This window comes from Pseudomonas sp. LFS074 (assembly GCF_047978165.1).
GTDB classification, from domain to species: domain Bacteria; phylum Pseudomonadota; class Gammaproteobacteria; order Pseudomonadales; family Pseudomonadaceae; genus Aquipseudomonas; species Aquipseudomonas putida_P.
In genome coordinates this window covers 95,863-115,659 of the sequence record NZ_JBFPFV010000002.1, presented here as the reverse complement: position 1 = coordinate 115,659, position 19,797 = coordinate 95,863, and the positions used below count along the sequence as shown (strand labels likewise).

22 protein-coding genes are annotated in these 19,797 nt (G+C 64.0%); 8 read left to right on the top strand and 14 right to left on the bottom strand.

The window, feature by feature from the left end; genetic code table 11:
* The first annotated feature begins 50 nt into the window (after positions 1-50).
* Positions 51-449 (top strand): Cd(II)/Pb(II)-responsive transcriptional regulator, encoded by a 399-nt coding sequence (gene cadR, locus ACNQP3_RS18625; protein ID WP_003098965.1) that lies wholly within the window; start codon positions 51-53, stop codon positions 447-449.
* A gap of 67 nt (positions 450-516) precedes the next feature.
* Here cadR and ACNQP3_RS18620 read toward each other — a convergent pair whose 3' ends face one another.
* Positions 517-879 carry a DUF3703 domain-containing protein gene (locus tag ACNQP3_RS18620; protein WP_196495817.1) on the bottom strand — a complete coding sequence of 121 codons (363 nt, stop codon included), beginning with the start codon at positions 877-879 and terminating at the stop codon, positions 517-519.
* Between the two features lie 24 nt (positions 880-903).
* Complete coding sequence (locus tag ACNQP3_RS18615) at positions 904-1,107, bottom strand: hypothetical protein (protein WP_023657334.1); 204 nt, start codon at positions 1,105-1,107, stop codon at positions 904-906.
* A 417-nt stretch (positions 1,108-1,524) separates the two neighbouring features.
* On the opposite strand from ACNQP3_RS18615, the gene ACNQP3_RS18610 reads away from it, so the two are divergent.
* Positions 1,525-2,160 carry a cation transporter gene (locus tag ACNQP3_RS18610; protein ID WP_003098972.1) on the top strand — a complete coding sequence of 212 codons (636 nt, stop codon included), beginning with the start codon at positions 1,525-1,527 and terminating at the stop codon, positions 2,158-2,160.
* A gap of 723 nt (positions 2,161-2,883) precedes the next feature.
* On the opposite strand, the gene ACNQP3_RS18605 is transcribed toward ACNQP3_RS18610, so the two are convergent.
* The 11 genes from ACNQP3_RS18605 to ACNQP3_RS18555 all read right to left on the bottom strand — a co-directional run bounded on the left by ACNQP3_RS18605 (position 2,884) and on the right by ACNQP3_RS18555 (position 13,073).
* The gene (locus tag ACNQP3_RS18605) at positions 2,884-4,914 is read right to left on the bottom strand and encodes a DNA topoisomerase III (protein WP_003116834.1); all 2,031 of its coding nucleotides are present in this window, start codon (positions 4,912-4,914) and stop codon (positions 2,884-2,886) included.
* A 283-nt stretch (positions 4,915-5,197) separates the two neighbouring features.
* Positions 5,198-5,638 carry a single-stranded DNA-binding protein gene (locus tag ACNQP3_RS18600; RefSeq protein ID WP_003098976.1) on the bottom strand — a complete coding sequence of 147 codons (441 nt, stop codon included), beginning with the start codon at positions 5,636-5,638 and terminating at the stop codon, positions 5,198-5,200.
* Positions 5,639-5,711: 73 nt separating this feature from the next.
* Complete coding sequence (locus tag ACNQP3_RS18595) at positions 5,712-6,239, bottom strand: DUF3158 family protein (RefSeq protein WP_049323458.1); 528 nt, start codon at positions 6,237-6,239, stop codon at positions 5,712-5,714.
* Complete coding sequence (locus ACNQP3_RS18590) at positions 6,236-7,015, bottom strand: PFL_4669 family integrating conjugative element protein (RefSeq protein WP_011871436.1); 780 nt, start codon at positions 7,013-7,015, stop codon at positions 6,236-6,238. The genes ACNQP3_RS18595 and ACNQP3_RS18590 overlap by 4 nt, the downstream gene beginning before the upstream one ends.
* 331 nt (positions 7,016-7,346) lie before the next feature.
* Positions 7,347-8,597, bottom strand: a complete 1,251-nt coding sequence (locus tag ACNQP3_RS18585; RefSeq protein WP_011871435.1) for an STY4528 family pathogenicity island replication protein — start codon at positions 8,595-8,597, stop codon at positions 7,347-7,349.
* Between the two features lie 3 nt (positions 8,598-8,600).
* Positions 8,601-9,161: a DUF2857 domain-containing protein gene (locus ACNQP3_RS18580; RefSeq protein ID WP_009876573.1), complete on the bottom strand. Its 561-nt coding sequence runs from the start codon at positions 9,159-9,161 to the stop codon at positions 8,601-8,603.
* A gap of 15 nt (positions 9,162-9,176) precedes the next feature.
* Complete coding sequence (locus ACNQP3_RS18575; protein ID WP_009876572.1) at positions 9,177-10,841, bottom strand: ParB family protein; 1,665 nt, start codon at positions 10,839-10,841, stop codon at positions 9,177-9,179.
* Positions 10,834-11,094 (bottom strand): hypothetical protein, encoded by a 261-nt coding sequence (locus ACNQP3_RS18570; RefSeq protein ID WP_009876571.1) that lies wholly within the window; start codon positions 11,092-11,094, stop codon positions 10,834-10,836. Before ACNQP3_RS18570 ends, ACNQP3_RS18575 begins: the two co-directional genes overlap by 8 nt.
* Positions 11,078-11,953, bottom strand: a complete 876-nt coding sequence (locus ACNQP3_RS18565) for a ParA family protein (RefSeq protein ID WP_011871433.1) — start codon at positions 11,951-11,953, stop codon at positions 11,078-11,080. The genes ACNQP3_RS18570 and ACNQP3_RS18565 overlap by 17 nt, the downstream gene beginning before the upstream one ends.
* 42 nt (positions 11,954-11,995) lie before the next feature.
* Positions 11,996-12,208: an AlpA family transcriptional regulator gene (locus tag ACNQP3_RS18560; protein ID WP_009876569.1), complete on the bottom strand. Its 213-nt coding sequence runs from the start codon at positions 12,206-12,208 to the stop codon at positions 11,996-11,998.
* A 118-nt stretch (positions 12,209-12,326) separates the two neighbouring features.
* The gene (locus ACNQP3_RS18555) at positions 12,327-13,073 is read right to left on the bottom strand and encodes a hypothetical protein (RefSeq protein ID WP_011871432.1); all 747 of its coding nucleotides are present in this window, start codon (positions 13,071-13,073) and stop codon (positions 12,327-12,329) included.
* A gap of 725 nt (positions 13,074-13,798) precedes the next feature.
* Here ACNQP3_RS18555 and ACNQP3_RS18550 point away from each other — a divergent pair.
* The 6 genes from ACNQP3_RS18550 to arsH are packed head-to-tail and all read left to right on the top strand — an operon-like array spanning position 13,799 to position 18,071.
* The gene (locus ACNQP3_RS18550; protein ID WP_009876567.1) at positions 13,799-14,122 is read left to right on the top strand and encodes an ArsR/SmtB family transcription factor; all 324 of its coding nucleotides are present in this window, start codon (positions 13,799-13,801) and stop codon (positions 14,120-14,122) included.
* 4 nt (positions 14,123-14,126) lie between these two features.
* Positions 14,127-14,621, top strand: coding sequence for an arsenate reductase ArsC (locus ACNQP3_RS18545; RefSeq protein WP_009876566.1), 495 nt, complete (start codon positions 14,127-14,129; stop codon positions 14,619-14,621).
* A gap of 10 nt (positions 14,622-14,631) precedes the next feature.
* On the top strand, positions 14,632-15,702 hold the full coding sequence (gene arsB / locus ACNQP3_RS18540; RefSeq protein WP_011871431.1) for an ACR3 family arsenite efflux transporter: 1,071 nt from the start codon (positions 14,632-14,634) through the stop codon (positions 15,700-15,702).
* Between the two features lie 2 nt (positions 15,703-15,704).
* The gene (locus ACNQP3_RS18535) at positions 15,705-16,937 is read left to right on the top strand and encodes an MFS transporter (protein ID WP_009876564.1); all 1,233 of its coding nucleotides are present in this window, start codon (positions 15,705-15,707) and stop codon (positions 16,935-16,937) included.
* The gene (arsC, locus tag ACNQP3_RS18530) at positions 16,934-17,356 is read left to right on the top strand and encodes an arsenate reductase (glutaredoxin) (protein WP_009876563.1); all 423 of its coding nucleotides are present in this window, start codon (positions 16,934-16,936) and stop codon (positions 17,354-17,356) included. Before ACNQP3_RS18535 ends, arsC begins: the two co-directional genes overlap by 4 nt.
* A complete protein-coding gene (gene arsH, locus ACNQP3_RS18525) occupies positions 17,349-18,071 on the top strand; it encodes an arsenical resistance protein ArsH (RefSeq protein WP_011871430.1) in 723 nt (240 codons plus the stop codon). Before arsC ends, arsH begins: the two co-directional genes overlap by 8 nt.
* Before the next feature lie 419 nt (positions 18,072-18,490).
* Here arsH and ACNQP3_RS18520 read toward each other — a convergent pair whose 3' ends face one another.
* Positions 18,491-19,744 (bottom strand): arsenic transporter, encoded by a 1,254-nt coding sequence (locus ACNQP3_RS18520; protein WP_264316329.1) that lies wholly within the window; start codon positions 19,742-19,744, stop codon positions 18,491-18,493.
* Positions 19,745-19,797 lie beyond the last annotated feature (53 nt).

Below are 19,797 nucleotides of genomic sequence, written 5' to 3'. Positions count from 1 at the left end.
TTAGAAAACCTCTAGTAGATATAGAGTCAAGTTTTTTATAGGAAGCAACCATGATGCGGATCGGTGAACTGGGCAAGAAGGCAGATTGCTTGGTGCAGACCGTGCGCTTTTACGAGTCAGAAGGCTTGCTGCCCGAGCCTGCACGTAGCGAGGGCAACTTCAGGCTCTATGACGAAGTCCATTTGCAGCGCTTGCTGTTCATCCGCCGCTGCCGGGCGAAGGACATGACGCTGGATGAGATCCGTCAACTGCTGAACTTACGGGATCGGCCAGAGTTGGGCTGCGGCGAGGTGAACGCGCTGGTCGACGCTCATATCGCGCAAGTGCGGACCAAGATGAAGGAATTGCGCGCCTTGGAGCGCGAGTTAATGGATCTGCGACGCTCCTGCGATAGCGCCCGAACCTCGCGCGAGTGCGGCATTCTCAACAGCTTGGCCGAGCCCGCCTGAAGCTCGAGCGTGTCATCGGTGCTGGAAGTGATCGGGTCCAGTTCTGAGAGCCACGTGCCGCGCTCCATCATGCGAAAGCGCGCGATTCTGACGTTTTGAGACGGCGTGCGACCGAGGGCGTGGCCCACAGGAGCCAGCGCGAGCCGGACGACCTGCGCGCCGCAATCTCCGCCACCTTACGGGTTCTCCAGGCCAGACCGAGCATCGCGGCGTGGCTGCGCAGGTGCAGGTGCAGGCCAAGGTAGCAGTGCGCCACGACGCGGCCCGACTCATGGGCACGCCACGCAACTCGCGATCGCTTCGCAAGAAGCCGCAAGGCCCGACTCGCGCAAGAATGCGACGTGGGCAAGATCGTATAGCCAGCAGCGCAAGCGTTTGCCGCTGCTGGCCGGCTCCGGAAGGGATAGACAAGCTGCGGGCCGTAGTCCATTGGAAAGTCCATCTTTCTTGAGTGTCACTCTTTGGCGCCCAGCGTGTGCTTTTGCGACCGGAAAGCGCTGAACAAGTGGCCCCCGGGCATCCAGAAATCGCCGTAGTTGACTTGGGCGTCTTCGTGCTCACGCTTGTGATGCCAGCGATGGGCTTCAGCCACCCCGATCAACAATCCCAACGGCCCGACCCGGTATCCCAGATTGGAGTGCTGGAAGGCCAGATGCACGACCAAGAAGCCGAGCCATGCGCCGACGGCCAACCACAGCTTGGAACGCCGCTACTGGCTCAACGGGGAGTGGAAAGGCCGCCCGCCCTCTAGCAAGGCGGCACAAGCGAGCGCGACGATCACTGTGAGTAGCTCCGTCGGAAAAGACGGCCGGCCGGTCGCGAGCTCGCCGAAGAGCACAACCGCAGTGGCGCCACGGATCAGTGGATAGCAGCCATACCGGATGACAGTCGCAATGAAGGGGGCGCATTGGTGCTCATCTGTTCTGTCCTAAAGCTCTGACTGGATTGGAAAACCTTCTAGCTACGGTAGAGTCAAGGGCGTCCGGGAAGACCCTGTGGCAAGTTCGTTGCATCTGCGCCTTGACTCTCCAGCCGCTACAGGCTTCAGCATCCATCGATTTGGAAGGAACAATGCATGGCTGAAAACCACAGAAATCACGAAAACGACGAGTTGGGCCGCCTAGATGCGAGCGATGCGAAGGACCGAAAGATTCTTCTGACTGTGTTGCTGATCAACCTGACGCAGTCCGCCGCCGGCATTGCCCTTGGCATCTGGGCTGGCTCTACGGCGCTGATGGGCGCCGGGTTGGACAACCTCGCCGATGCGTCGGTCTATGCGGTTAGCCTGTATGCCGTCGGTCGTGCGGCAACGGTCAAGGTGGGCGCGGCCCGCTTGTCGGGTTTCTTGCTAATCGGCCTGGCCGCGCTGCTGCTGTTGGAAGTCCTACGCCGCTTCGCTGGAGGGGAAGAGCCTGTCGGCCCAGCCATGATGGCCATGGCCGCGCTGAACGCGGCTTTGAACCTAGTGTGCCTCAGACTACTGCGCCGCCATCGCGGGGAAGATGTGAACTTCAAGGCGTCAGCGATCTTTACCAGCAACGACTCCATCGTCAATGGTGCGATTGTGCTGTCCGGGGTGCTGGTGATGGGGTTCGGGTCGAACATCCCGGATCTGGTGCTGGGCGTCATCGTGGCCGCAATCGCAGCGAATGGGGGGCGGGAAATCCTGCGCGAAGCATCGGAAACAGCTCGCCGTAAGGCGGGCACATAAGGCATGTTTTCGCCCAGTTCATCCCGAGGTTTACCTCTGCAAAAGAGGTAGTCCAGCCTTTGGGCTACGGCCTCGGCTGCAGCCGAGCGTACCATTGGCGATGGCCGCGCGATAGGCGGGCATGCCGTTCTCGACCTCCGTCTGCCGTACAGCAGCGGTGCGCAAGGTTGAGGGTGCATGTCGTCTCTCCTGTTCGTGTGGCCCAGGCCAATGGCCGGGCCGGGACGTTGATGGGCAGGAGAATGGCGCCGAAGGCCCAACGGCCTTCGGCTCGGGAGAAAAGAGGAACCACCCGTGGGCTGATTGGCAGGCCCGGTCGTCGCTAGAACCGTCTGCTCATCAAGCAATCACACCCGGCCCATGTCGTGGCTGGGGCCGGCATCGTCTGGCGCACATCCGCGCACAAAGGGAGCCCGTTTTTGCACCGGCGGGCACCGGCACCGATTACCGCTGACCACGAAGGGTCTCCCGGTGGCTCGTGCAGCCTGGCAAGCCACCGGGAGACCCTTCGCAGAGGGCGGAAGAAACGCAGATCAACAGAACGCGCGTGGTGCGGCTCGCAGAGAAGCTACCTTCAGGTCCCGCGGCCGGGGACGGCTGGGCGGGACGCGCACACGGATCAAGAAGGCGTTGCGCGCTGGGCGTCCCGCAGGGCATGCGGCGGAGTGCGGGACAGGGGCCACGCCGCCGAAGGCGGGCACGGCTCACGGGGAACGGGGGCGGTCAGGAGCCTTTGCGGCCGCTACGGCGCGGGCGCGAGGCGCCGCGCTTGGAGCTGCCGGATTCGACTGGCAGCGTGCCTTTGCAGTCCGGGTAGCGGCTGCACGACCAGAACGGGCCGCTCTTGCCGCTGCGCTGGCGCGTGGGTGCGCCGCACTGCGGGCATGCCGGCCCTTGGGGAACCTTGATGGACAGGGAGGCGCTGCCGTACTGCGCAATCAACTGCGAAATCCACGCGGCCTGCTTGCCGATGAACACGTCCAGGGTGAGCTGTCCGGCCTCGATCATGTCGAGCGCCTGTTCCCAGACGGCGGTGGTGCCAGGGTCGGCAATCGCCGCAGGCACGGCATCGATCAAAGTGAAAGCCGCATCCGAGGCGCGGATGGCGCGCCCCTTCTTCACGAGGTAGCCGCGAGCGATCAGGCCGCCGATGATGTTGGCCCGCGTCGCTTCGGTGCCGATGCCAACCGTATCCTTGAGCTTCTGCTTCAGGCGGGGATCGGACACCAGCTTGGCGACGCCTTTCATGGACTTGACCAACTCGCCTTGCGTGTACGGTTTGGGCGGCAGCGTCTTGAGTGCCTTGAGATCGACGTCGGCCACCTGGCATGCCAGGCCCTCATACAGTTTCGGCAGCGCGGGCAGCACCTGGGCGCGGACCGCAGTATCGCCCTCGCCATCACCGTCTTCGGCCTGCGGCTCGGCGAGCACCTGGCGCCAACCCGGGATGACAACCTGCTTGCCCGTGGCCGCCAGGTTCTGCCCCCCGCACGAAAACTTGGCCACAGTGCGGTCGAACTCGTGGTGAGGGAGGAACTGCGCCAGGTAATGCGACCGGATGAGCCTGTACACGGCCAGTTCCTTCTCGCTCATGGCGGAGAGCTTCGCCGGTTCGAGCGTCGGGATGATGCCGTGGTGCGCCGTGACCTTGCCATCGTTCCAGGCGCGCGAGCGCTGCGAGCGGTCGAGCTGGCCCATGATCGAGCGCAGCGAGGGATCGGTCTTGAGCAGGCTGTCGAGAACGGTGGGCACTTCGGCAAACATGCTCTCGGGCAGGTAGCCGGAGTCCGAGCGGGGGTACGTCGTGGCCTTGTGCGTCTCGTACAGGGCTTGGGCAATCTCCAAGGTTTCCTGCACGTCCAGCCCAAGCTGCTTGGAACACACTTCCTGCAAGGTGCCCAGGTCGAACGGCAGCGGCGGGCCTTCGCGGACACGCTCAGTCTCCACCGACACGACGTGGGCACTGCCCGCAGCGCGGATCTGCTGCATGGTCTGCTGTGCGACCGGCTGCCGCAGGCAGCGGCCTGCGTCGTCGGTGCACGCATCGGGTGGAACCCATTGCGCGGCGAAAGTCGAACCGCCTGCGAACAGGGACACGGCGATGGCCCAGTATGGTACGGACACGAAGCGCGCGATCTCGCGGTCGCGGTCCACAACGAGCTTGAGCGTCGGGGTCTGTACGCGGCCGACCGACAGCACGCCGTCGTAACCCGCCTGTCGCCCCAGCACCGTGAACAGCCGGCTCAGGTTCATGCCCACGAGCCAATCCGCACGGGAGCGCGCCAGCGCCGAGTGGTACATCGAAAGCGTCTCGGCCGAAGGCCGCAGCTTGCCCAGTGCCGCCCGAATGGACGCATCGTTGAGCGCCGACAGCCACAGGCGTTCGATGGGGCCGCGGTAGCCGCAAAGCTCCACGATCTCGCGGGCGATCAATTCGCCCTCGCGGTCGGCATCGGTGGCGATAACCAGGTGAGTCGCCTTCGCCAAGAGCGCCTTGACGACCTTGAATTGCGTGGCGGTCTTCGGTTTGACCTCGACCCGCCAGTGCTGGGGAATGATGGGCAACTGCTCAACGGACCATCGTTTGAGCTGCTCGTCGTAGGCCTCGGGCGGCGCCGCCTCCACGAGATGGCCGATGCACCAGGTGACCGTGACGCCGGAACCGTTGAGGCAGCCTTCACCGCGCTGCGTGGCGCCGAGAATCCGGCCAATGTCTTTGCCCTGGGAGGGCTTCTCGCACAAGAACAGCCGCATATCCGTCCATCCCGATTCCTGTTGTTCATGGAGTTGCTGGGATCGAGGATGCCGAGCGCAGCCCCTGGCAGCAGCAAACAAGCCGCATGCGGCAGCGACCGCTTTCACGCCGATGAAATGGCGAGTGCGGGGAAGGTGCGTGGCCGGAAGTGTGCGGGCCGAGAGCCGCGATTTCCGGGAGCGCGCGTGGAACTCGGTGGACGTTGGTGGAGCTATCCCCTGGGGATAATTCGCAGCGCATGGAGGGCGGCGAAGCACTGCGGCAGCCGCCCTCCATGCCCGATCACTTCCTGCGCTTGGTCTCTTTCGGCGCCGTCGATTCCTGGGTGGCCTGGGGCTTCGGCTCTGCCTCCTGTGGCTTCGGGCTGAGGGCCACAGACTCGATGCGGTACGGCAGGATGCCGACACTGCGCGCGTTGACCTGCCAAGTCTCACGCGGCTGATCTTCGTTGTCCGTCCAGGGGTCGCGCTCCATGCGGCCGACGACCAGCACCCGCATGCCCTTCTGGTAGAGCTGCTGCCAGCGGTCGGCGTCGTGGTGCCAGAGTTCCACCGGCGCCCAGAAGCCGCCGCGGTCCTCGAACTCGCCGCCCTTGGTGGGGACGGGGTTGTCGAAGTACACGTTCAGCCGGAGCAACCGGCGAGGATCGTCGTTGCCATTGGGGAATTCGCGGTACTCGGGAGGCGATCCGATGTTGCCCTCGCCGATGAATTGTGTGCTCATGTTGGAATCTCCGTGGTGGTTGAAATACCCGTGCCTCGTTGGGCTCGGGCGCGTGCTCGGATGGCAGGCGCAATCACCGATCGCGCACTGCGGCAGGAACGGACGCGAGCCGGCGCAGGTAGGTGTTGTCCGCCTGCGCGGCCTTGCTGGCGCATTCCTGTGCTTGCCTGCCCAGGGTGTGCAGCAGGCTGATCTGCATGTTCAGCATGACGCGCTGCAGTTCGATCTCGTGCAGGTCGTGCAGCAGGTTGACCGGCGTGCTGGGGCTCGCCATCAGCTCCTGCCACAACGCCACGCCCATGGCCGATCGATCGTGCTTGCGCCAGCGAAGAAAGGTCGTGCCTGCGCCAGTGGTCTGCTGGGCCAGCTCGACGGGAAGCAGGTGGAAGGGATGCCCGCACGCCTGTGGCAGCACCTGTCGCTGCGCCAGGGCAATCAACTCGTCGCGCATGGCGAAGCACTGGCTGGCCCAGGCCTCGAAGTCCCCTTTACCTTTAAAAGGCTTTAAAAGGCCTTTTAGAGAGGCCGCGTGTTCCAGCCGCATGAAGGCTGGCTGTTCCAGACCACGGAAGTAGCGAGGTTCGCGGTTCGGGTCGCTCATGCCTGTTCGTCCTCGCCGGTGCTGGCCTCGGCCGGATCGGCGGCAGTGCCTTCGTCGCTGGGAGGTGCGGCTGCGGCAGCGCTATCACTGCGCTGTTGCAGGCCGCGGCGCACGACGGGCGGCGCAAACTTCGAGCGGCGAGCGCCTTCGAGCACGTCCTGCGGCAAGTCGCCGAACTTCTCCAGCGCCGCCCGCGCTGCGGCGTTCTTGGCCGCGAAGTCGTCGCGGGTGCATCCCGAGTAGCGGTACTGCTGGGCCAGGCTGAACAGGCTGCGCAGCGTGTGAGCGCCTTCGTTGAGCCACCGCTCCAATGTCGAGCGATCGATCAGCGCGGTGTGATGGGCGAGGATCAGCTTGCGGGCGATGTCGTCATAGTCGGCCAGGAGATAGACCGCGGCAAAGCCGAGCTGCGCGTTCACGAACAAGGGGAGCTTCACCGGTTGCACGTTGAGGTTCTCGCCCAGGCTCAACGCCGCTGGCACGCCGGCCAATGCCTGGTCCACCTGCTCGCGCAGCGATTGCAACGTGGTCTTGGCCTGGTCGAGCTTTTCCTCGATGCGCAACATCCACCAGTCGCTGTACGGGTCATCCTGTTCCGAGCCGCGCTTCATCTTGTTCATCACGGCGATGTAGCCGTTCAGGCCGACGATGCCGGGTCGCCCCTCGGCGGCGGCGCGGCCATGCCAGATGCGCGATGCGTGGTGGGTGTGAAGCGTCAGCGACATCGCGCTGCGCAAAGAGCCGAGATTGAGTTGCAGAGGTTCGTTGGTTGCCATGGTGTCCGCTCGCTTGGGAAAAGGAGCGGTCAGGATCGGCATGCAGCGGAAGGCAGTCAGTCAACAAACCGAAATGAACTGGTCCCCGGTTGTCGTGGTGGTGGCGGCCCGCAATGCGAGCTATCCCCAGGGGATAGCTCCATCAAACGCCACAGAGCGCTGCTCGCGCAGATGGTGGGTGCGCTCAGGAACCGGACGCCACTGCAGCACCGTGGACAGAAGCACCCAGCCTGTGTCTTTCGGTGTTACGCCTTGCATCACATCTATCCCCAGGGGATAGCTCTACTGACGGCCACGGGCGTCTGCTTCACGCCCTTGTCGCTCGTCGCGCTCAGCTACTGCGCAGAAGGTCGCGCAGCCGGTCGATGTGCTGCCGGGCTACCTCGGGCGGAACTACATTGCGCGGTGGCTCAGGCGGTGCATCTCGTGCAGGGGCAGGTGGCGGTGCTGACCCAGCTTGCCTGGCCCATGCGTTGAACTCGCCACGGATGGCACGTTGGATGATGCCGAACAGGTAGCCTGCCGGGTTGCGGATGGTGCTGCCACGACAGCGATCCGCCCATTCGTCCAGCACGGCCTGGCGTAGCGGGGCATCGACCTGCTGCAATGCCACCATGGCGCCGGCCTGCTGTTCATCTTTCAAGCCGAGAAAGCGATCAGGCAGACGAACTCCCGGCATCGCGCGCGCCTGCCCACGCTCACGCGCGGTAGTACGTACTTCATTAATACGACTACTACGTACAGTACGGTCCTGTTTCGGATTCCGAAGAGCGCCGTCTGCTGCGTGTTTTGGCCCTGCTTCGGAATCCGAAGAGGGCCGATCAGAATTCCGAAGAAGGCTCGGCGCCCCTTCTTCGGAATCGTGAACCGTGTCCTCCTGTGGATAACTCTCCTGCGACCCAATGCCTTGGCTTGCGAGGCGTTCGGCAAGGACCTGCAGCCGCGAGGGCAGCATGCGGCCAGACAGCAGCGGGTCTTCGGCGATCTCATTGAGCGTGTGCAAGCCCACGACCTGAACGGCCCTGGCCGAATGGCCCAGGGCTTGGCTGACGAGCTGCAGGTAGTCCGGGTCGAGCTGCATCGCCTCGAACGGGGTCAGGGGCTCATCGTGCAGGACGTAGAGGTTGCCGAGGATGCGCCCGGTCTTGGGGTCGCGCCTGCGGCGCACGAGACTCAACCAGCGCGTCAGGCGCAACAGCGTCAGCGCCCGTGCCACGGTCTCGTGGGAGGCCTGTCCGGCGCAGGGCATTGACGCGAGCCACGGGCGAAGTTGCTCATACGTCGGAAACGCCGTGACGCCATCCTCGTTGAGCATCATCCGGAAGACTTGCCAGGCATTGCGTTCCAGCGGCGTCAGGCGTCGGTCGAGGAACAGCCGTCGCGGCACGCTCTCGTGCCGATTTCCACTGAACAGGAAACCGTCGCCGGTTGCAGACACAGGAGACGTCGCGGATGCGAAGGCGGGAGCCGGTGCTAGTGGGCGAGGTTTCGGTGCAAGGTCTTTCAGCGCGCTGTCGAACAGATCAGCGAGGGCGACCGGACCTTGGCGTGGTGCTCGTGGTGCAGCGTCGTCCACGGCCATGATTCAACCCAGTCCCTGATCGATCCAGTTCTTGATCGCAGCCCAGACCACCGACAGCGGCAGCTCCATGCCTTCGGCGAGGTCCATTGCCGCATCAAGAACCGAGGTCTCATCCTCCAGCTCGACGTTCCTGCTGCTGGTCACGACCTTCCAGCGCCGCCACAGCTCGGTGTCCTGCTCCTCGTCCAGAACCGGATGGCGCCCCTTGCGTTTGGGCAGGCCGAGAACTTCGCGCCGAAGTGCGACTTCCTGATGTGTCAGCCCGTAGAAGCGGCTCACCATTTCGGTACTGGCACCCAGGCGCAGCATGCGATCGACGGTGGCGATCTCCTTCTCCACGTCCTGCGCCTGTTTGAGCAATCGCCGGAGCACTTCCCGGTTCACCGAGACAGAGCACCAGGAGACGTTGGCATTGGCCAGCACGCTGATCAGCGCCGGATGCTTGAGCGCATCCAGCTCTTCCTCGCCGAACCCCATCGCCTTGCAGCGACGCAGTTGCCCGTTTCGTAGGTCGTAGAGTGCCTGCGCGATGACGGCCTGGTTGAGTGGGTTCGGTGCGGACATGCAGGCCTCCCTCGCTCAGATCCCAGAACCGACAGCGCCGGCTTCCAGATCCAGCAGGCGCCGGGCCAGCCGCAGCAGACGAAACAGCTTGACCAGCGCGGTGTCGCTCAATCGCCGGGCCCCGCCGTCACGACGTTGACCCTGGCCGTGCAACAGCGCTGGCAGGTCTGTGATGAGTTGCCCGCTGTCCAAGCCGACGCCGGCTGGCTGCTGACCGGCCAGGGAAACCAGTAGTGCGAGCACGGCGCGTGCGAGCGGCGACGAAGCCTGGGCTGGGGCACGACACGTGAACCCGATGCCATCAGAACGATCCTCGACACACGCGTCCAGGTCGGCCTCGCCCGCGATCTCGCGCGCGAACTGCGCGATGTGGATGCGCAGGCGGTCGGGTGTGTCGAGGCCAGGGTCGATATACCAGATGTCCGAGATGGGATAGAGGCCACCGGCCTGCACGGGAATCGACTGCAAGACGTTGGCCGAGAAGTCGGGCGGCAGCGCATCGCCCAACTGGTCGGCGACCATGCGCTGGATGGACTGGAGCCGCTCCGTCGTGGGTGCCGGAGAGATGATGTGCTCGTCAAGCAGACCGCCATTCGCTGCCGCAGGGCTGGCTGCGGATGCCTCGCTCGGGGCCCCATCGTCCCGGGGCCTTGTCGGCGCGTCGGCAGAGTGGCCCGCAGAAGGTGCAGTTGTAGTGGGGGGCGGTGCCGGTTCGATCGGCGGCCGTGCGATGGCCCCAGGCTCGGGCAATGCCGGCGGCGCCGATGGCGGGGTTGGGTCGCTGACCAGGGCGCGGTGGCGGCTCTCGGATTCGGTCAGGTCCAAGGCGAGCACGTCGTAGTCGATGCCCAGCAGCTCGGACATCTGACCGATCAACTCGTCCTGCACACGCGGCGGCGAGAACTCGTCGGGCTGGACATCAAATTGCGACAGCGCCTCCAGAAAGAAGCTGTCGAAGTCCAGCGGCAGGGAGCGGCCTTTGGCATAGTGCTCCCACGTGCGTTCGCTGGCTTTGCGCATGACCGACAGCCGCTCGACCTGGTGGCGGCCGAGGCCCCCGTATAGGACGGTCGGGATCGCGGGCAGCAGGTAGCGCACCGCGTCAGCCATGCGGCTGATGTGCGACTGCTGGACTGGGAAGCCGTCGGCGGCCAGGCGGCGGGCCAGCTCGGACTGGCTCAGGGTGGTGCCGCTTTCAGCCTCATAGAACTCGCGGGCTTTCTCGACGCCCAGGGCGCGCTCGATGAACGTGAGGCCGCCGCGTAGTTCGTTCTCGGCGAGGTGCCCGGTCAGGGCGACGATCTCTCCGCGCGCAGGCCACGGCCGGAACAGGCACGATATGCGGAAGAAGCGTTCGTCCTTGGTCTCCGCCCAGAGTTCACGCAGGATCGCCAGCCTGGTGTTGCCGCCGTTGCGGATGATGTAGTGCGCCTCGCCAGGACGGCGTGTGATCGCTGGCGCCGCGTCCAGGCCGCGCTCTCGGATGGAGGCCTTGATTTCATCGTAGGCCGAGTTGCGCTTTTTGCGGGGGTCGTGGTCGTAGGGCCGCAACTGGTCCAGCGTCACGACCATCGGCGTGTCGGCGATCGGGTCGCTCAAGGCCGTGGCCGATGGCCCACTGCGCTCGAACCCGGCGGCAAGCAGCTTGCCGGCCATGTCCTGGGAGGTCATCTCAGCCATGACCACATCCCTCGGCGTTGACGGCCCGGGCCATGCGGGCCTCGCGCTCGGCGCGGCGGATCTGTGCACGGGCGTTGAGATCCGCCCGGTAGTCGCTCGCTGTTGAGCTGGTGTAGATGGCGGCGCAGCCGGCCTTGGTGAACTTGAGGTGTCCGCCCCGTGTGCGCTTGACGTGCCAGCCTTCGCTCACCGCAAACTCAATCAGGGCGCGCAGCCGTTTGTGGCCGCGGGCCAGTTCATGTGCGTTCGCCATGTGACCTCCCGGTTTCAATGGAACGAGGAGGACGGCCGGACACGAGGGCAAATCTGTCTTGCCACTGTGGGAACAGTTCGCCGGCGAGCGCGCGCATGGTGTCGAGCGCGGCGGGCGCAACTCTGCCCGGCGGCTGGCGATGCTCGACGCGATGCACCGGCAGGCCGCGGGTTGCGGCGCGCGGATAGGCCTCGATGGCCGGCACGTCGGTGCCCAGCACGCATATGCCGGCATGGTCCTGGAACAGGTCGCGCAGCGCCTGCTGGATCATCCGTGCATTCGCGGACACGGGGTGGACGCGATTGATGAGCAGGTGCAGGGATGGCGGTTCGATGCCGAGGTGCCGGTATGGCGCGATGTCCTCCAGCAACTGCATGGTGCCGCGTCGCAGTTCGCGGGCAGCGAGAATTTCCGGGGTCACGGGCGACAGCGCCAGGTCAGAGGCGAGCACCGCCATCTCCAACAGCACCGAGCGTGCACCCTGGGTGTCGATCAGCACCAGGTCATAAAGCGGCGCCAGCGCCGGCAGCAGGTGCCGCAGTCTCAGGCGTCCGTCTGGCGCGTGCAGTAGCAACGTGTTCAGTTCACCCCGGTGATCGTTCGAGAGCACCAGGTCCAGGCCCGCGATGATGGTGCGGGACACCAACTGATCGAGGGCGCGTTCGTTGAACGCCAGCAACTCATAGATACCGCCGGCAGCGCGGTGTGCCAGCTCGTAATAGGACGACAAGGTCGGCTGCACGTCGAGATCGAGCAGCAGCACACGCAGCCCCGCGTCCGCGGCGAGGCCGCCGAGGTTGGCGGCCGTAGTCGTCTTGCCTACGCCGCCTTTCGTTGAAATTATGGATACGACCTGCATGGCGCTCTCCGTTTGGCGATGGGAAAATCGAGGGGGAGCGGGTCAGGTCCGGTTGTTGAGGCGTTCGGCGATCCACTGGTCGATCTCGACCGAATCCCAGCCCACGGCGCGCACGCCCAGGCGCAACGCCTGCGGAAACTGGCGCTTCTTCATCAGGTTGTAGATGTGGGCGCGTTTGAAGCCGGACTTCGCTTCAACTTCATCGAGCCGCAGGATGCGGCGCTCGTGCGGTGGCAGTACAGGTATTTGCGACATGGCGGTCACTCCTGAACGCTCAGTAGCGTTTGTTGGCGTGACCTCTATTCAATAGACATGGCTGCGGAAAAACATTGCAAATGCAATCTCCGCGACTGCACATACAAGATGGAAGAATTCACGCGGCTGCGCTACGGACATTCTTCCTGGCATTGGCGAACTTGCCGTTCAAGGTTCGCTCCGTGATGCCCATGGTGCCGCCATAGTGGGCGAGCAATGCGGTGACGATGGCCTCCTGCGTCTTGAAGCTGGAGTACGGCACGCCGGATGGGGATTGGCTCAGCATCAGCGTCAGCATGCCGCCGATGATGTTCAGGTATGTAGTTTCCGCCCGATCACTGATCACGCACTGCTTGGGAGCCAGCAGTACGGCGGACTGCTTTAGCAAGACTTCGTGTTGCTGTTGCAGTTCGCGCATCTCGCGTCGGCTATGGTCCAGCGCGGCCTGCAGAGCCAGCCGTTCCAGCAGGATTGCCTGTCCTGTCTCGATGGTGATGAAGGGATGCACCATGCGCTCGCCGCGACTGAACAGAAATCCCGGCCGATGCTCGGGATAGTGGGTGCGCATCCACCGCTTCAGATCGACATGGCGGACGGTCAGATCGAGTGAACTCACCAGATCTGGGTCATTAAGTGTGATCCCGTTCTTGCCGAAGGGTAGTTCGGCGTTGAGGATACCGTCGTAGATGCGTTCCGAGTACAGCCGACACTCGTTCCATCGCGGGCAGTCCAACATCTGCGGCAGACAACGCGGTGATGCGATCGATGCGACGATCACCGCTTCGTACCGCAACAACCCAGCCCACCGTATGGCAGCTTCGATGGGACGATAGAACACCTTTGATAGTGGTGGCTCCTTGTGCATGTTTTCGTCTCCTTTCGGAAGCGCTACATCACCGGCTCCTTCTTGCCCCACCAAGGGGCTGTTTTTTCGTTATGCCTGTGGCTGATGCCTGGGGCGATGCCCTGGAACATGGACGGAAGAGATCATGGCACCCGTCACAGGTGGTTCTCTCTTGCTCGATATGCAAGAATTGACCAGTTGCCGGTCCGTCGAGTAATAAGGAAGAAGCACGCTCGACAATTGCGCTCACGGTGCCAGCGTCATGGGGTGCGTCAAGCACATCAAGACCGATTCGATATGGTCTGATATCCCCACGGTTTCACAAGGCGCAGGGGATTGCATCCGCTGCTCCACGTCCAGAGGGACCTGGAGAAATCCGCGCATGTCATGCTTGTTTCGGCATCCTGATATATCGACATAGCATCTTGCGGCGAAGCATTTTGCTTGGTTCAATCCAACGCACTTTGCGTTCACGCGCCTGCGGTGTGGGCCAAACATGGTCACATCGCATCAGGATGCAGTGCAGTTCTATCGCCCGCTAGGCATCCTGCCTTCCCTTGAACTAGTCCGTGGTGCGAGAAGGCATCCGCCGCTCTTGATAGAAGCATCTTGCTGCCGCGATGACTTTGATGGGCGTGATGCGCGGAACATAGTCCAAGAACTCGACGGCGGTATGCCGCGAAGCCATGAATGACTTGCCCGCTGATTCTTATCCATTAATTCAATAATTGTTGTACTATCGAATCATGAACGAAGATCAAGCCGTTTCCGCCCTGAGCGCCTTGGCGCACACCCAGCGCCTGCGTGTGTTCCGCGCCCTGGTCGTCGCCGGCCCGGAAGGACTCACGCCCAGCGTGCTGGCCGACCAGCTCGACGTGGCCCGCAACACCTTGTCCTTCCATCTGAAGGAACTGGCCCACGCCGGCCTCGTCAGCATCGAGCAGCAAGGCCGCAACCTGATCTATCGCGCCGAATACGACCACATGAACGGCCTGATCGGCTACCTGACCGAGCATTGCTGCCAAGGCGGAGTGTGCGAGGTTTCCGAATCCACCCGCTGCGACTGCTGACGCCATGACCGACACGATCTACAACGCATTGTTCATTTGCACGGGTAATTCCGCCCGCTCCATCCTTGCCGAAGGCATGCTCAACGAGCTGGGCAAGGGCCGCTTCCACGCTTATTCGGCGGGCAGTCACCCCAAGGGCGAGGTTCATCCGCTGGCACTTGCCACGCTGGAGCGGCTGCACCTGCCGACGACCGGCTACCGCAGCAAGAGCTGGGACGAGTTCGTGGCACCGGGTGCGCCGGTGTTCGACTTCATCTTTACAGTTTGCGACAACGCTGCTGGGGAGGCTTGCCCGCTGTGGCCGGGCAAGCCGGTGTCGGCGCATTGGGGCGTCCCTGATCCGGCAGCCGTCGAGGGCACTGAGGAGCAACAGCGCAAAGCGTTCCTCGACGCCGCGATCACGCTGCGCCGACGCATTGAACTGTTCCTGTCGCTGCCGCTCCAGCGCCTGGACGCCATGTCGTTGCAGCGCGAGCTGCGCGACATCGGCCGCCAGTAAGGGCGGCGCGATGACTACAGAAACCGAAGCGGCCGGTCACGCGCCGGCCGCATCTGCCATGAGCAGCTTCGAGCGCTATCTGACCCTGTGGGTGCTGCTGTGCATCGTTGCCGGCATCGCGCTGGGCCAGTTCGCGCCGGGCGCGTTCCAGGCCATTGGCCAGCTGGAAGTCGCCCAGGTCAACCTGCCGGTGGGCTTGCTGATCTGGGTGATGATCGTGCCGATGCTGCTGAAGGTGGACTTCGGCGCACTCGGCCAGGTCAGGCGACACTGGCGCGGCATCGGCGTCACGCTGTTTGTGAACTGGGCGGTCAAGCCGTTTTCGATGGCGCTGCTGGCGTGGATCTTCATCCGCCATGTCTTCGCACAGTGGCTGCCGGCCGGGCAGCTGGACAGCTACATCGCCGGGCTGATCCTGCTGGCCGCCGCGCCCTGCACGGCGATGGTGTTCGTGTGGAGCCGGCTGACCGGCGGCGATCCGGTGTTCACGCTGTCGCAGGTGGCGCTGAACGACACCATCATGGTGTTCGCCTTCGCGCCCGTCGTCGGCCTCCTGCTGGGCCTGTCGTCGATCATCGTGCCATGGGCCACGCTACTGGTGTCGGTCGCGCTCTACATCGTCATTCCTGTCATCCTCGCGCAGCTCTGGCGCCGGGCGCTGCTGCGCCGGGGTCAGGTTGCGTTCGACCGGGCGCTGGAACGTATTGGCCCGCTGTCGATCGCCGCGCTGCTACTGACGCTGGTGCTACTGTTCGCCTTTCAGGGAGAGGCCATTATCCGGCAACCGCTGGTGATCGCCATGCTGGCGGTGCCGATCCTGATCCAGGTGTTCTTCAATTCCGGGCTGGCGTACTGGCTCAACCGCAAGGTAGGCGAGAAGCACAGCATCGCCGGCCCCTCGGCACTGATCGGCGCGAGCAACTTCTTCGAGCTGGCCGTGGCCGCCGCCATCAGTCTGTTCGGCTTCCACTCGGGCGCGGCGCTGGCCACCGTGGTTGGCGTGCTGATCGAGGTGCCGGTGATGCTGCTGGTGGTGCGCGTGGTCAACCGCTCGCGCGGCTGGTACGAGCGCCAAGCGTAATCATGGACAACACCATCCCGCGCTCTCGCGGCTGGCTGATTCCCTCGCTCGGACTGACGCAGATCGTCGCGTGGGGGTCGATGTTCTACGCCTACGGCGTCCTGATGCAGCCCATGCAGGACGAACTCGGCCTGTCCAAGCCCGCCATCGTCGGGGCTTATTCGGTGGCCTTGCTGATCTCGGGACTGCTTTCGACCGCGGCCGGCAGCATCATCGACCGCATCGGTGGACGTCTGCTGATGGGAAGCGGCGCCTTGCTGGCCGCCGTCATGCTCGCGTGCCTCTCGCGGGTACACAACGCGACGGAGCTTTACCTCGTGTGGGCCGGTATCGGCGTGGCCATGAGCGCGACCTTGTACCAGCCGGCCTTCGCGGTCATCACGCAGGTCCATGGCAGCAACTATCGCCGGGCGATCACGCACCTGACGTTGTTCGGCGGTTTCGCCAGCACGGTATTCTGGCCGCTGACGCAAACGCTGTTGCAACACGTCGGCTGGCGCGAGGTCTGGTTGATCTATGCGGCCGCGAACCTGCTGATCTGCCTGCCCATCCATGCCAGCCTGCCAAAGGGACGCGGCCCGGCACACGGCACACCCCCAGCGCGGACGGAAACCCGATCCCGCAATCTCACCGCGGTCATGCGCGAACCGGTGTTCTATCTCGTCACGGCGGCTGTGACGCTGAATGCACTGGTGTTCGCGGCGATGTCGCTGCACATGATCCCAGTCTTGCAGGCACATGGCATCTCTGCCGCAAATGCGGCCTGGGTCGGTGCGCTGATCGGGCCAATGCAGGTACTCGGCCGTGTGGTGCAAGCCACGGTCGGCAAGCGGGCCAGCACGCGCCAGGTCGGCATGGCGGCCATCAGTCTGCTGCCGCTGTCATTGCTCCTGCTCTTTGCTTCCGAGCAGTGGCTGCCGGTGTATGTCGTGTTTGCCGCGCTCTACGGCATCGGCAATGGCGTCATGACGATCGTACGAGGCGCCTTGCCCGCCGAGCTGTACGGTCGGGCCGCTTATGGCGCCATCAGCGGCGCGATGGCGACACCCGTGCAGATCGCAGTGGCCGCCGGCCCCTTCGTGGCCTCGCTGCTGTATTCCGCCGGCAACGGCTATCCCGGCACGCTGCTGGCCCTGACCGGCATCAGCGCGGCGGGCGCGATCCTGTTCGGCTATGTGATCAGGCATCTGCGCCAGCAATCCATGCTTCTCTCGAACGAAGGCACCTCGACATGAGCCACATCACGATCTACCACAATCCCGATTGCGGCACGTCACGCAACGTCCTCAGCCTGATTCGCAACAGCGGCGAGGAACCGGCTGTCATCGAATATCTGAAGACACCGCCCGACCGCGACATGCTGAAGGCGCTGATCGCCGCGATGGGCATCCCGGTACGCGCGGTGCTGCGCGAGAAAGGCACGCCGTATGCGGAACTCGGCCTGGGAGATCAGAAGTGGAGCGACGAGCAATTGATCGACTTCATGCTCCAACATCCGATCCTCATCAACCGACCTATCGTGGTCACGCCGCTGGGCACGCGCCTGTGCCGCCCGTCGGAAACAGTGCTCGACATCCTGCCGCAACCGCAGCGCGGCGCGTTCAACAAGGAAGACGGCGAGCCGGTAGTGGATGTGGAGGGCCGTCGTGTCTGAATCCCGTCTCGACCTGCCGAACATCGACGCCGCATTGCTCCAGCCGCCGGACATGGAACGGCTACTGGCACCCGAACGTTCCACCCATGCGCCACGCTTCCTGCTGCTCTACGGCTCGCTGCGCGAACGCTCGTTTAGCCGACTGGCCGCCGAAGAGGCAGCCCGCGTGCTGCGGGCGTTGGGCGGCGAGACGCGGCTGTTCAACCCGTCGGGCCTGCCGCTGGTGGATGACGCGACCGAGGATCATCCCAAGGTCAGGGAACTGCGCGAACTCGCGCAGTGGGCCGAGGGTATGGTGTGGAGTTCGCCGGAGCGCCATGGCGCGATGTCCGGCCTGATGAAAACGCAGATCGACTGGATTCCGCTGTCAGTCGGCGCGGTGCGTCCGACTCAGGGCAAGACGCTGGCAGTGATGCAGGTGTCGGGCGGCTCGCAATCTTTCAATGCTGTCAATCAGATGCGCGTGCTGGGCCGCTGGATGCGGATGCTGACCGTCCCCAACCAGTCCTCGGTCGCCAAGGCGTATCAAGAATTCGATGAAGCGGGACGCATGAAACCGTCGGCCTACTACGACCGCATTGTGGACGTGATGGAGGAACTGATGAAGTTCACGCTGCTCACGCGCGATGCGTCGCCGTATCTGGTGGACAGGTATAGCGAGCGCAAGGAAAGCGCCGAGGCGTTGACCAAGCGCATGCAGCAGGCGGTAATCTGATAACCCCTGATTCCATTCGCCTATCGCCGCACGACGGCCTTGGCCACTGGAGGCCCCATTGCATCGCGACAGCATCGTAGGGCGGTGCGACTGCGAAAAGAGCAGTCCTTGGACTTCAATGGAAGTCGTTGGATGAACTTTGTTGCCGAGGGCGAAAAACAAGGCTATAATTGAGTTCTTCACTGATCACCACAGTGAAGAAAGTGATTGGGAAACAGAGACTTAGCGCTCTAGTGCATGACTCGTTTCCCGCTCCAAATTCGATCCTCAGTGCGTCGCTGGGATCAAAAAGAAGAGGCCTTAATGGCCTCTTTTTTTTTGGGGATTTTTTACCTATGGCTGGGTTGGCGGCTGCTTACCCGGCAATTTCAGCACTGGTTAGATCAAGCGCCGCTTCAGAGCCCCAGGCGTGCGCTGGGTTACACCCACAACGCCAGCAGCGCGGCAGCCAGGGCAGGGGGCATTACCAATAGCCCCAGGCGTAAGAAGTGCCAGGCCCCCACGTGCTCTCCCTCACGGCGGATCGCGACCAGCCATAGCAACGTGGCCAGTGATCCGGTAATCGACAGATTCGGGCCCAGGTCCACGCCGATCAGCAAAGCCGCGGTAGTTTGCTGCGGCAACTCGACGACCGACCCCATGGCCCCGGCAATCAGCCCGGTCGGCAGGTTGTTCATCAGGTTGCTGGCAATAGCAACCCCTGTGCCCGCTACCCAACTTGCTGTGTTCGGCGAGCCCTCGGCGAGCGCCGCCAGCGCATGGGCAAGACGCACCACCAGGCCGGTTTGGGCGACCGCTTCGACCAGCACGAACAAGCCTGCTACAAGTGGCAGCACGCCCCACGCGATATGGCGCAACACTGGCGTCGGGCTGCGCCGCTGGCGCAGGTGGATCAGGGCGGTGGTCGCTACCCCCGCGCAGAATGTCGGCAGCCCCAGCGCCTGGTCCAGCGCCGAGGCGCCCAGCAGCAAGACCGCGGTGAAGGCGATACCCACTGCGCACAACCGTGCGCCCGCGCTCAGTGGCAGGGTTTGAACGTTCAAGGCCAGCGGCTGGCGGATCTGTCGGCGCTGGGACAGGCGCAGGGCCACGTAGGTCAGGGCAATTGCCGCCAGTGATGGCAGGCTGAACTGTCTTAACCAGTCCAGTAGCGGCGGCATCTGGCTGCCAAATACCACGAGGTTGGCCGGGTTCGAGATGGGCAGCACGAAGCTGGCGGCGTTGGCGATGAAGGCGCAGATGAACAGGTACGGCAAAGGCTCGGCCTTGGCGGCCTTGCACGCAGCGTAGACTGCTGGGGTCAGCACCACCGCGGTGGCATCGTTGGACAGAAAAACAGTGACCAGCGTGCCCACCAGGAACACCAGGTCGAACAGCCGTTGCCCCGATCCTCGCGCGTGCTGGACGGCATAGTGGGCCAGCCAGTCGAACAGGCCTTCCTGGCGAGCAAGCTCGGCCAGCACCATCATGCCGATCAGGAACAGGTAGACGTCGCTGCCTTCGGCCACCGCAGCCAGCGCGCTGTGCGGCGTGATCAGGCCAAGAGCGGTCAGCAGCAGTGCGCCGCCCATGGCCCAGGCGTACTCCGGAATACGCCAGGGGCGCAGGATGACGCCGCAAGTGGCGAGGGCGGCTACGACCCAGATGATCGATGCGTTTTCGCTGACAGGCATGGAGGGGCGGTTTCCGGGAGGGATCGCGAAACAGGGGCGTGATCGGCAGCTGT

What these genes read in the sequence shown, in the direction of transcription:
- cadR (WP_003098965.1), top strand. Translation starts at nt 51, where the DNA reads ATGATGCGGATCGGTGAACTGGGCAAGAAGGCAGATTGCTTGGTGCAG.
- ACNQP3_RS18620 (WP_196495817.1), bottom strand. Translation starts at nt 879, where the DNA reads ATGGACTACGGCCCGCAGCTTGTCTATCCCTTCCGGAGCCGGCCAGCA.
- ACNQP3_RS18610 (WP_003098972.1), top strand. Translation starts at nt 1,525, where the DNA reads ATGGCTGAAAACCACAGAAATCACGAAAACGACGAGTTGGGCCGCCTA.
- ACNQP3_RS18605 (WP_003116834.1), bottom strand. Translation starts at nt 4,914, where the DNA reads ATGCGGCTGTTCTTGTGCGAGAAGCCCTCCCAGGGCAAAGACATTGGC.
- ACNQP3_RS18600 (WP_003098976.1), bottom strand. Translation starts at nt 5,638, where the DNA reads ATGAGCACACAATTCATCGGCGAGGGCAACATCGGATCGCCTCCCGAG.
- ACNQP3_RS18595 (WP_049323458.1), bottom strand. Translation starts at nt 6,239, where the DNA reads ATGAGCGACCCGAACCGCGAACCTCGCTACTTCCGTGGTCTGGAACAG.
- ACNQP3_RS18590 (WP_011871436.1), bottom strand. Translation starts at nt 7,015, where the DNA reads ATGGCAACCAACGAACCTCTGCAACTCAATCTCGGCTCTTTGCGCAGC.
- ACNQP3_RS18585 (WP_011871435.1), bottom strand. Translation starts at nt 8,597, where the DNA reads ATGGCCGTGGACGACGCTGCACCACGAGCACCACGCCAAGGTCCGGTC.
- ACNQP3_RS18580 (WP_009876573.1), bottom strand. Translation starts at nt 9,161, where the DNA reads ATGTCCGCACCGAACCCACTCAACCAGGCCGTCATCGCGCAGGCACTC.
- ACNQP3_RS18575 (WP_009876572.1), bottom strand. Translation starts at nt 10,841, where the DNA reads ATGGCTGAGATGACCTCCCAGGACATGGCCGGCAAGCTGCTTGCCGCC.
- ACNQP3_RS18570 (WP_009876571.1), bottom strand. Translation starts at nt 11,094, where the DNA reads ATGGCGAACGCACATGAACTGGCCCGCGGCCACAAACGGCTGCGCGCC.
- ACNQP3_RS18565 (WP_011871433.1), bottom strand. Translation starts at nt 11,953, where the DNA reads ATGCAGGTCGTATCCATAATTTCAACGAAAGGCGGCGTAGGCAAGACG.
- ACNQP3_RS18560 (WP_009876569.1), bottom strand. Translation starts at nt 12,208, where the DNA reads ATGTCGCAAATACCTGTACTGCCACCGCACGAGCGCCGCATCCTGCGG.
- ACNQP3_RS18555 (WP_011871432.1), bottom strand. Translation starts at nt 13,073, where the DNA reads ATGCACAAGGAGCCACCACTATCAAAGGTGTTCTATCGTCCCATCGAA.
- ACNQP3_RS18550 (WP_009876567.1), top strand. Translation starts at nt 13,799, where the DNA reads ATGAACGAAGATCAAGCCGTTTCCGCCCTGAGCGCCTTGGCGCACACC.
- ACNQP3_RS18545 (WP_009876566.1), top strand. Translation starts at nt 14,127, where the DNA reads ATGACCGACACGATCTACAACGCATTGTTCATTTGCACGGGTAATTCC.
- arsB (WP_011871431.1), top strand. Translation starts at nt 14,632, where the DNA reads ATGACTACAGAAACCGAAGCGGCCGGTCACGCGCCGGCCGCATCTGCC.
- ACNQP3_RS18535 (WP_009876564.1), top strand. Translation starts at nt 15,705, where the DNA reads ATGGACAACACCATCCCGCGCTCTCGCGGCTGGCTGATTCCCTCGCTC.
- arsC (WP_009876563.1), top strand. Translation starts at nt 16,934, where the DNA reads ATGAGCCACATCACGATCTACCACAATCCCGATTGCGGCACGTCACGC.
- ACNQP3_RS18520 (WP_264316329.1), bottom strand. Translation starts at nt 19,744, where the DNA reads ATGCCTGTCAGCGAAAACGCATCGATCATCTGGGTCGTAGCCGCCCTC.